Origin of the sequence: Actinomyces naeslundii (assembly GCF_001956585.1) — a bacterium.
In the GTDB taxonomy this organism is placed as follows: domain Bacteria; phylum Actinomycetota; class Actinomycetes; order Actinomycetales; family Actinomycetaceae; genus Actinomyces; species Actinomyces naeslundii.
In genome coordinates, this window is the sequence record NZ_MSRR01000030.1 from 1 (window position 1) to 8,720 (window position 8,720).

An 8,720-nucleotide genomic window follows, 5' to 3' on the forward strand; every position below is an offset into this window, starting at 1 on the left:
ACCACACCAAAAGACTTGACCTGGGAGCAGCGGTTCATGGTCTCCCTGGCGCGAGCGATCGCTGCACAACAACTCCTACCGTCCGCTACCTGCCTGTCTCACACGTCGGCCGCTCTGGTTCAGGGGCTGGCTATGTGGACGCGAGAGCCGGACGTCTACCTCGCCGTCTCCGGTCACCCCCGTCTCACCACGACAACACTGCCCGCGTTCCGATACCCGGCTTCGGGAGTGCCCGTTCCCACCGAGTCGGCACCCTCGGAGACCAACCCGATCCGTCTGCACCGTCGTCAGCTTCAGCTGCGGGACGAGGAGATCGAGGTGGTCGGGGGCGTTCCCGTCACGTCGGTACTGCGCACCGCCTTCGACTGCGCCTGCGACGAGCCCCCACATAACGCGCTCTCCATCGCCGACGCGGCCTTGAACCGACACTGCCGACTGATCCATGGCACCGCGACGCCTGCGCCACACGGCTGTGCTCGGCTCACGCCTGCTGGGACACGCTCATCGCACGCCATCGGGGGAGGCGAGGAATAGCGCAGGCACGTGCGGTACTAGCCGCTGCGAGCCCATGGGCGGTCTCGCCTGGAGAGAGCGTGCTGCGGTGGATGACACTCGTGGTGGGATTGCCCAACGCCATTGCCCAGTACCCGGTGCCGGGGTTGTCGAAGGACCGGTTCCTGGACCTGGGCTGGCCCAAGCACCATGTCGTCGCAGAGTTCGACGGCCAGACCAAGTACCGCACCGAGGAGGACGTCTTCCTCGAGAAACTCCGTCAGGACGAGCTCGAGGCGCTGGGGTGGAGGTTCTTCCGGGCGACGTGGTCATCGCTCGGGGATATGCGCGCCCAGGCCGACCGGCTGCTCTCGAAATTCCCGCTGGAGGTGGTCTCCCGTCTCTCGCCGGCGGCTGAGCTTCAGGGCAACGGGTTATGGGGCGAGCGGCCGCCAGGAGTACTCGTCCCATGAGGTCGCGGTTCTCAAAGCATCCTTCACAGTTCGTCGACCACACGCGCCGGCGTCGAGAACGTACTTTCCGTTCGGCGACTGCGTTCTCCCGCAGACCACTGGGGGCGGACATCAGTCATCTGCAGGACATCGCAGTTCTCGCAGAGAAAGTACGTTCCCGATCCCCCGTCGGGTCCGCTGACATAGGCACCAACCGGTCTCCGACCCGACGGCGCTCCGCCAGCCTGAACCCGACGACATCGACGCAGGCCGACGCCGCAATCACCCCGGCACACGACCGGGTCCCGCCCACCTGGTGGTGGACGGGACCCGGTGACGCTGGACCTCCCCAGCCTTCGGCGACCCTCAGGCCGCTTCAGGCAGCGGGGAGAAGCTCACTTGAGGGTGACGGTGGCGCCGGCGCCCTCGAGCTGCTCCTTGGCCTTCTCGGCGGCCTCCTTGTTGGCGCCCTCGAGGACGGGCTTGGGAGCGCCGTCGACGAGCTCCTTGGCCTCCTTCAGACCGAGGGAGGTCAGGGCGCGCACCTCCTTGATGACCTGGATCTTCTTGTCGCCGGCGGCCTCGAGAATGACGTCGAACTCGTCCTTCTCCTCGGCGGCGGCCTCGCCACCGGCAGCGCCGGGGGCAGCGGCAACGGCCACGGCGGCCGGGGCGGCGGCGGTAACGTCGAAGGTCTCCTCGAAGGCCTTGACGAACTCGGACAGCTCGATGAGGGTGAGCTCCTTGAACTGCTCGATGAGCTCTTCGGTGGTCAGCTTCGCCATGATGGGCGTTCCTTCCTTATCAGGTTCCTGCGCGCGCAGGGTTGGTGGATGACGCGTGCGGCCTCAGGCCGCGGTCTCCTGCTTCTCGCGCAGGGCGTCGACGGTGCGCACGGCCTGGGAGGCCGGTGCGGCGAAGAGGTACGCAGCCTTGGACAGGGACGCCTTGACGGCGCCCGCGGTCTTGGCGAGCAGCACCTCGCGGGACTCGAGAGAGGCAAGCTTGTCAACGCCGTCGGCGGACAGCACGGCGCCGTCCATGACACCGCCCTTGATGACGAGCTGCTGGTTGTCCTTGGCGAAGTCACGCAGAGCCTTGGCAGCCTCGACCGGCTCACCGGAGACGAACGTCAGGGCGGAGGGGCCCGTGAGGTCGTCGGCGAAGCCCTCGAGCCCGACCTGGCGGGCAGCGATCGCAGCAAGCGTGTTCTTCACCACGGTGTACTCGGCGTTACCGGCGAGGGAACGACGCAGCTCCTTGAGCTGGGCGACACTCAGTCCCCGGTACTCAGTCAGCAGGACCGCGTCAGCCTGGCGGAACTTGTCCGCCAGAGCAGCGACGGCTGCTTCCTTGTCAGGCCGTGCCATGGGCCCTCCTTCCGTGGTATGCCGCAGGGCCCACCACTGGAAAAGCCCCGCGCCGGTGGGCACGGGGCTCGCTTTCGGGCACGCCCGAAAGAGGTCACGTTCTCACCTGCGCCGGCTCCACCTTCAGTGGACTTGGTCCCGCCGAAGCGGGAGACCTGCGGTCTTTGGCAAAGAGCACCATACCCGGCGGCAGACCCTCTTGCGCAAGGCAGGATACCGTGGAACCGGTCACTGAAAGCTCTCCCGTCGCTGAAGCGACGGCGGCGACAGGTCCGACGACGGGTCACGGGGGCACCGTAACCAGTGCCCGATCGGCGGCCTCGGACGGGTCAGACCCCGAGGCTCTCGGCCAGCGCGTCTCGCTCCGTGACGTCGTACCAGAGCAGGTCGGCCTCAGCCGCACGCTCGAAGGCGTCCTCGTCGCCGAGCCGGGCGGAGCGGACGTCGGCCTCCGCCTCCGCCTCGTCCACGAGCAGGGCAGCGACGTCGTCCCAGGGGATATCTGCGGCGATCTCGACCGTTCCGGGCAGGACATCTCCTTCGACGGCGAGCTCGCGCACGTGCTCACCGTCGACATCGGCGGCGATGACGACACGGCGGTCGGCCAGCCCCTCGGCCTCGGGCTCGGCCAGCAGCACAAGGGAGGCGTCGGCGGCGCACAACGAGGCGGAGACCTCCAGCCCCTCCTCGTCCTCCTCGGGCAGCGCGCGGGCGAGCGCCGGCGTGGCGGCGTGAGCCAGCAGCGACCCCGTGGACGAGCTGAGGGCGGCCGCACGCAGGTGGGCAGCGGTGGCGGGAAGGTAGATGCGCATGGCCCCAGTCTGCCTCACCAACCGTGCCCGGCAGACCAGGGCCGCACGATTCATGTACCTCCCCGAGCAGCTGCGGCCACGCCGTCAGCCGCGCTCACCAAAGGGCGCGGGCCCTGCTCCGGGCCAGGGAGTCGGTCCGCCCCGCATCGCCTGCGGCGGGCTCGGCGGCTGAACCGGGGGCGGAGTCGATGGGGGCACGGCCGTCTGGGACCGCCGTGTTGAATACGCAGGCCTCTCTGGAGCCCTCGGCTCAGCCCCGGAGGTCACCGCCCTGTCCCCTTTCCGACGCCGCCCCCTTTGGGCGCGCACGCCCCTGCGGCTCCTGCCGCCGGCGGCCGTCGCCCGCCCAGCGGAGCCGGTTGTCCTGCGCTGCTCTCTGCCACGTCTCTTCAGGTGCTTAAGGCGCCGTAGCAGCGGCCGACTCGAGGAACGGGCCTTGCGGACCGCAGCGATCTGCGGGTCGATCCGGTCGACCAGCGCGCTCATGGCCTTGCCCAGCGCGCTTGCGGGCGCCCCCTCCATGATGCTGCGCCCCTGAAGCAGGCAGGCATCGGCCGTCGCCGGGTCGTCGGGCAGCAGCACGATGTCCTCCAGCCCGCCGAAGCGAGACAGGGCCTCACGCAGTGCCTGCTGGGGAGAGGGGCCGGCAGCCGAGGCCCGCACCCGGTTGACGACGACCTCGATCCGGCCGGCGGGCGTCACCGAGGAGCCCACCTCATCCAGGAGCTGAAGCAGGCGGCGCACCCCGACCGGGTCCGCCCCACCCACGACCAGGACGACGTCGGCATGGGACACCAGGTCGGCAGTCACCGCCCCGCGTCCGGGCTCAAGGGTGAAGTCGTCGATGTCGTTGTCAATGGCGCCGCCGGCGACGTCGACGACGGTCCAGGCCGCGGCACGACGGCACTGCAGCCAGACCTCGGTCATGGCGGCCGGCGGCAGCTCGCGCCAGCGACCGGCCCGGCCCAGACCTCCCAGGAGGGACAGCCCGCCTTCCACCGGAGCCAGTACCCGCTGAAAGCTCTCGGCGTCGAGGCGGCCATGGGTGGCCAGGCGAGCGGCCCCGGCCAGGGCCGAGGAGTCCTCAGGCATGCCGAGGATCTGAACCAGGCTGGGCGCCTCGACGTCGGCGTCCACGAGGATCGCCCCACCGGATCCGGCCAGGCCGTGGGCGAGGGATGCGGCCACGGTCGAGCGTCCGGGGGCGCCGTGAGGTCCCCATACCAGGACGATCCGTCCCTGACCAGCGGCATCAGCCGCACTCTCGGTCGCCGGTTCTCGGCTCTCCTGCTGCTCACAGTCCGCAAGCCCAGAGGGATCGTTGCCGGGCAGTGCCGGCTGCAGTGGTACCGGCGGCTTCCCGTCAGCGTCCGGACCCGTCGACTGACGCCACAGCTCTTCAAGCCAGGCGGTCTCCTGAGCGGCGCCGCCCGAGCCGGCCGAGGCAGGTGTCGCGGCACTCAGCCAGTCGTCGCTCGTCGCTGCCGGCCCGACCGGCGTCTCCGGCACGACGGCGCCGAGCGCGCCGGGGGCGGGGGCAGGCCCCGCGGTGGAGGGCCCGGACGCACCGACATCGGTCAGGCTGCGACGCACGAGGTCCTGCACCGTGGAGCAGATGCGGCTGGGGGCGGTGTCGCGTCTCAGAATCGGCCATCCCGCACTGCGCCAGCGCTCCTCCTCACGGGCCTCCACCAGGAGCAGCCCACTGAGGCCGGCACGAGTGAGCCGGTCCAGGACGGTGCGGTCGATCTCGTCAAAGCCGGTATCCAGCAGGGCGAAGGACGCCAGTCCGGCCATGCCCGCCGAGAGCAGCTCGGGCAGGTCGGCGCATCTGCGAACGATGCACAGCCCGCTTCCCGCCTGGCTCAGCACACGCAGGATGTCAGCGTCGTCACCGCTGAGAGCCAGGAGGATGCCTGCGCCCGGGGCGCTCACGACGGCTTCTCCGACTTCTCCGCAGGCGCCTCCTGTCCGGTGGGAACCAGGACCAGCGACCCCTCCTGCCCGACGGCGCTGAGGACGGCGGCGAGGGACTCCTCGGGAACCTTCACCTCCACCCCCGTGCTCGGCCCGGCGACCAGTCCCTTGCTGGCCTCTCCGACTGAGCCGATGACCAGCCCCGTGGCCACGCGGCGGGCTCCGCCGTCCTCGGTCAACACCTGCCCGCTGCGGCCGTTCTGCCCGGGCTCCGCAGTCGCAGGCGCCTGAACCGAGGACCTGCCGGCGACGCCGTCCTTGGGCACGAGCCACAGATCGACATAGTCGCCGACCTTCGTCGAGGCCGGCAGGCTGGATGCGACGTTGAGGACGACCGGGCGCAGCGCCCGCTCCCGACCGCTGTCCACGGCTGCGGTCGCCAACAGCTCTCCCTTGCTCATGGAGCGGGTGGCCACCGCGCCGTCGGGCAGGTGCCCGACCTCAACATAGGCGTCAGTACCGGGATGGGCCTCGACCACTGTGAGAACACCGTCGGCGGTCAGGTCGGCTCCGGGGGCGACGTCCTGGGAGAGCACGTAGACGCGGGTGGTGTCTGCGGCAGCATCGACGGCCCAGGCTCCCAGGGCCACAGCAGAGGCGACCAGGACCACTCCCCCGGCCATTCGCGGGTCCCTCCAGGCTGGACGGCGCCATCGACCACTACGACGGCGTTCAGGTACTGCTCGGGAGTGCGCACTGCGAGATGACGACACGGAAATCCTCCTTGATCACCAGTAATCATCGTCGAGGTGAGATAGTGCCGCAAGGTTATCCACAGAGTTCTTTGAGAATTGTGGATAGGGACAAGCAGTGGGATCATCGTTCTATGAGTACACGATTCCTCACCATCGCCGACGTCTCCGAGCAGCTCCAGCTCTCCAGCCAGGCAGTGCGCGCCCTCATCCGCTCCGGTGATCTTCCAGCCATCCAGGTCGGCGCCCGTAAGCTGTGGCGCATCGAGGACCAGGCCCTCGAGGACTACATTCAGCGCCAGCTCGCCTCGACCCGGGCCATGGTGGCCGCCGGCTGGGGCGAGGACGAGGAGGTCTGAGCCGCCCGACCATCCACCCCCTCTCTTCTCACGAGACCCCGACACGTCCCTCGAGCGCACATCCTCCACGTCACAACAGAGGTCAGCGGCTGCGCAGCACCTCGATCGCCGCAGTCATGACGCTGACGACTCCCACCACCCCCGCACCGGTCGCCCGGCGAGCGCATCCCCTCCCCTCAGAGTCGAGGGCGATATCGACATGATCCGCTCCCACCCGGATCAACCTCCCCACTACCTCTCCGGCTCCCGCGATCAGGCGCACCCGCACTCCCCGTCGAGCGACCTCACGCAGCAACGCCCCCAGCGTGGGACGCCGTCGATCATCTCGGGGCGCCGGCCCTGCAAGCGTCGCCACCATTGTCACCGCGGCCAGTGGGACGATCGCCTGCAGCCCCTCCCCCTCGTCAACGAGGACGTACGCGGGCTCAACCCGAGTCAGGACACCGTCGACGGGCGCGCCGCTGCGGGTCCGCAAGTGGATCGGACGCCCCACTGTTCCCCTGAGACGGTCGACCACCTCAATGGACGCGTGCTCCGCCTCGGCGAGCTCGGCGCTCTGGGCCACCAGATCTGCACGGCGCTCGGCGTCGAAGCTGCTCTCCAGGTCGGAGAGCATCCAGTCCCAATCCACGTCCTCACCTCGTTCACGTCAGCAGATGGAGCAGGGACTGCTCCCCCGCCGTCTCCGCCTCGCCCCTGAGAACCTGCAAGTAGCAGCCTCACCAGCGACACGACACTATGTGAAAAACAGTATCAAAGTCTTGACAACACAACATCGTCAGCGTAAATCTAACATCATCAAAGATGATCAACGGTGATGGAGGTTGACATGGGGACACGTCTACGACTGACGCTGGTGGCAGGATTCTCCGGCGCTCTCCTCCTGCTTCTCGGACTTGCGACCCGGGACGCCGCAGAAGGTCTCCTGGAGGTTCCCCCACGATCGTGGGGCATGAGCGAGCTGACCGACGCCGTCGTCGCCGGGACCTGCACGATCGGGGCACTGGGCGCCCTGTGGCACCTCGCCTCCGCAGTGCTCGCCCTCATTGTGCTACCCGGCTCCCGCGCTCACGGCACCCTCCGCAATGGCGATGCATCCGGGCCGGCGGTCAGGATTCTGGCCGGGTGGGGAGCTCCCGCAGTCCGCCGTATCGCGGCCTCCGCCCTCGTCGTCTCCCTGTCATCGGCGCCGGCTCTGGCGGCGGAGGATACCGGGAACGGGGATGATCTGGGATGGCGGCCCACGAGCTCGGCACCCGCCTCACCAACCCCGTCGCCCACGCCGTCGGAGCGGAGCGCCCCGTCACCGTCGACCTCCAGAACCGAGCCGGACGAGCCGACCGAATCAGCCCCACCGACGTCGGCTGAGAACCAAGCCTCGACCGCCCCGGACACCGGGGCGACGTCGGAGCGTACTCACACCGTGCAACCAGGCGAGAGCCTGTGGTCGGTCACCGCCCGCCTCCTGCCTGCCGACGCCGGCCCCGCACAGATCGCACAGACCTGGCCCGTTCTGTATCGCGCCAACGTCGAGACCATCGGCCCGAACCCGTCTTTGATCCGCCCCGGAGCAGTACTGAGCATCCCGAGCACGCTGACTACGCCGCCGACGACGGGAGGCCAGCCCCCATCGCACTGAAGCACCGCTGCCCGGAACCGGGAGCCGCGTCTCCGTCAACAGTCCGCACTGCACGTCCTCACGGCCCTCGCCACTGGGCCATCCCCACCCAGCTCTGTGCCCGCACCGGCACCGAAGCAACTCCCAGGAGCCCACCATGACTGTCACCGCCACGTCGACTCACGACCTTCAGCCCACTCGCGCCGCTCGCCGAGAGACCGGCCCACAGCACCGCACCCGCCCCACACCAACCCACCCGACACCGACTCGAGCCGTTCCGCTGAAGCCCTCCAAACCCGTCAACGGCTCGGGAGCCGATCAGTCCGGCGGCTTCCTCAGGAAGCAGTCCCGGACCGGCGCCGACGCCCCGCGCACCGCCGCGATCGTGGTGGCGGCCGCCAGCGAGGTCCTCGCCGGGCTGCGCCCCGTGGACCACCTGGCCCGGTGGACCAGTCCGCCCCTGTTCGAGGCGCTCGCCCGCCGCGCCGGCCTGGCCTCCCGGATCCTGGGGCGTCAGACGAGCTCACGGCGGCCGCGCATCCGCAGCGTGCGCACCGAGCTGACGATGTCGGGAGCCTGCGAGGCGACCGTCCTCCTGGAGGAGGGCAACCGAGTCCGGGCCGCCGCGGCGCGCCTGGAGCTGATGCGCGAGCGCTGGATCCTCACCGGCCTGGAGATCGCGTGATCCCGCCGGATCCTGGCGATGTACCAGGCCCCGACGGGATCGACGGCGATCAGTCCGAGGCGCGCAGGGCCTCAGTGACGGCGCTTCTTCTTGGAGCGACGGCGCTCGGCCCGGTTGCCGCCCGAGGTCGACGAGCCCGAGGACCTACGCGATGAGGAGGTGGAGCGCTCCTCCTCGTCACCGGACTCGCTGGGACCGGAATAGGTGATCCGCTGCTCCATGGAGGCCTGCCCGGTGTCCCCCAGGACCGTGCCACGGCCCCC

Annotated in this window: 11 protein-coding genes and 1 pseudogene; 5 read left to right on the plus strand and 7 right to left on the minus strand. The window is 69.6% G+C overall.

Annotated elements, in window-relative coordinates:
- Both BKH33_RS14190 and BKH33_RS14195 read left to right on the plus strand, forming a co-directional pair.
- Positions 1-534, plus strand: a pseudogene (locus BKH33_RS14190) (hypothetical protein); the annotation flags it as partial.
- Between the two features lie 83 nt (positions 535-617).
- A complete protein-coding gene (locus tag BKH33_RS14195) occupies positions 618-965 on the plus strand; it encodes a hypothetical protein (protein ID WP_232621504.1) in 348 nt (115 codons plus the stop codon).
- Positions 966-1,339: 374 nt separating this feature from the next.
- On the opposite strand, the gene rplL is transcribed toward BKH33_RS14195, so the two are convergent.
- The 5 genes from rplL to BKH33_RS11905 form a co-directional block, all read right to left on the minus strand.
- Positions 1,340-1,729, minus strand: a complete 390-nt coding sequence (gene rplL, locus BKH33_RS11885; protein ID WP_003783501.1) for a 50S ribosomal protein L7/L12 — start codon at positions 1,727-1,729, stop codon at positions 1,340-1,342.
- Positions 1,730-1,792: 63 nt separating this feature from the next.
- Positions 1,793-2,314: a 50S ribosomal protein L10 gene (gene rplJ / locus BKH33_RS11890; protein ID WP_003783496.1), complete on the minus strand. Its 522-nt coding sequence runs from the start codon at positions 2,312-2,314 to the stop codon at positions 1,793-1,795.
- A gap of 329 nt (positions 2,315-2,643) precedes the next feature.
- Complete coding sequence (locus BKH33_RS11895; protein ID WP_003783495.1) at positions 2,644-3,126, minus strand: DUF6912 family protein; 483 nt, start codon at positions 3,124-3,126, stop codon at positions 2,644-2,646.
- Between the two features lie 84 nt (positions 3,127-3,210).
- On the minus strand, positions 3,211-5,061 hold the full coding sequence (locus BKH33_RS11900; protein WP_081395437.1) for a CpaE/TadZ family protein: 1,851 nt from the start codon (positions 5,059-5,061) through the stop codon (positions 3,211-3,213).
- The gene (locus BKH33_RS11905; RefSeq protein ID WP_003783514.1) at positions 5,058-5,726 is read right to left on the minus strand and encodes a hypothetical protein; all 669 of its coding nucleotides are present in this window, start codon (positions 5,724-5,726) and stop codon (positions 5,058-5,060) included. Before BKH33_RS11905 ends, BKH33_RS11900 begins: the two co-directional genes overlap by 4 nt.
- A 203-nt stretch (positions 5,727-5,929) precedes the next feature.
- On the opposite strand from BKH33_RS11905, the gene BKH33_RS11910 reads away from it, so the two are divergent.
- Positions 5,930-6,154 carry a helix-turn-helix domain-containing protein gene (locus BKH33_RS11910; protein WP_043539422.1) on the plus strand — a complete coding sequence of 75 codons (225 nt, stop codon included), beginning with the start codon at positions 5,930-5,932 and terminating at the stop codon, positions 6,152-6,154.
- Positions 6,155-6,236: 82 nt separating this feature from the next.
- Here BKH33_RS11910 and BKH33_RS11915 read toward each other — a convergent pair whose 3' ends face one another.
- On the minus strand, positions 6,237-6,785 hold the full coding sequence (locus BKH33_RS11915; protein WP_043539424.1) for a hypothetical protein: 549 nt from the start codon (positions 6,783-6,785) through the stop codon (positions 6,237-6,239).
- Positions 6,786-6,983: 198 nt separating this feature from the next.
- Between BKH33_RS11915 and BKH33_RS11920 the strand changes: the two genes are divergently transcribed.
- A complete protein-coding gene (locus tag BKH33_RS11920) occupies positions 6,984-7,793 on the plus strand; it encodes a LysM peptidoglycan-binding domain-containing protein (protein WP_232621505.1) in 810 nt (269 codons plus the stop codon).
- Positions 7,794-7,929: 136 nt separating this feature from the next.
- Positions 7,930-8,457 (plus strand): Rv3235 family protein, encoded by a 528-nt coding sequence (locus tag BKH33_RS11925; RefSeq protein ID WP_003783513.1) that lies wholly within the window; start codon positions 7,930-7,932, stop codon positions 8,455-8,457.
- Between the two features lie 71 nt (positions 8,458-8,528).
- Here BKH33_RS11925 and BKH33_RS11930 read toward each other — a convergent pair.
- Positions 8,529-8,720: hypothetical protein (locus BKH33_RS11930; RefSeq protein ID WP_143229070.1), on the minus strand; the 192-nt coding region annotated here is incomplete at its 5' end.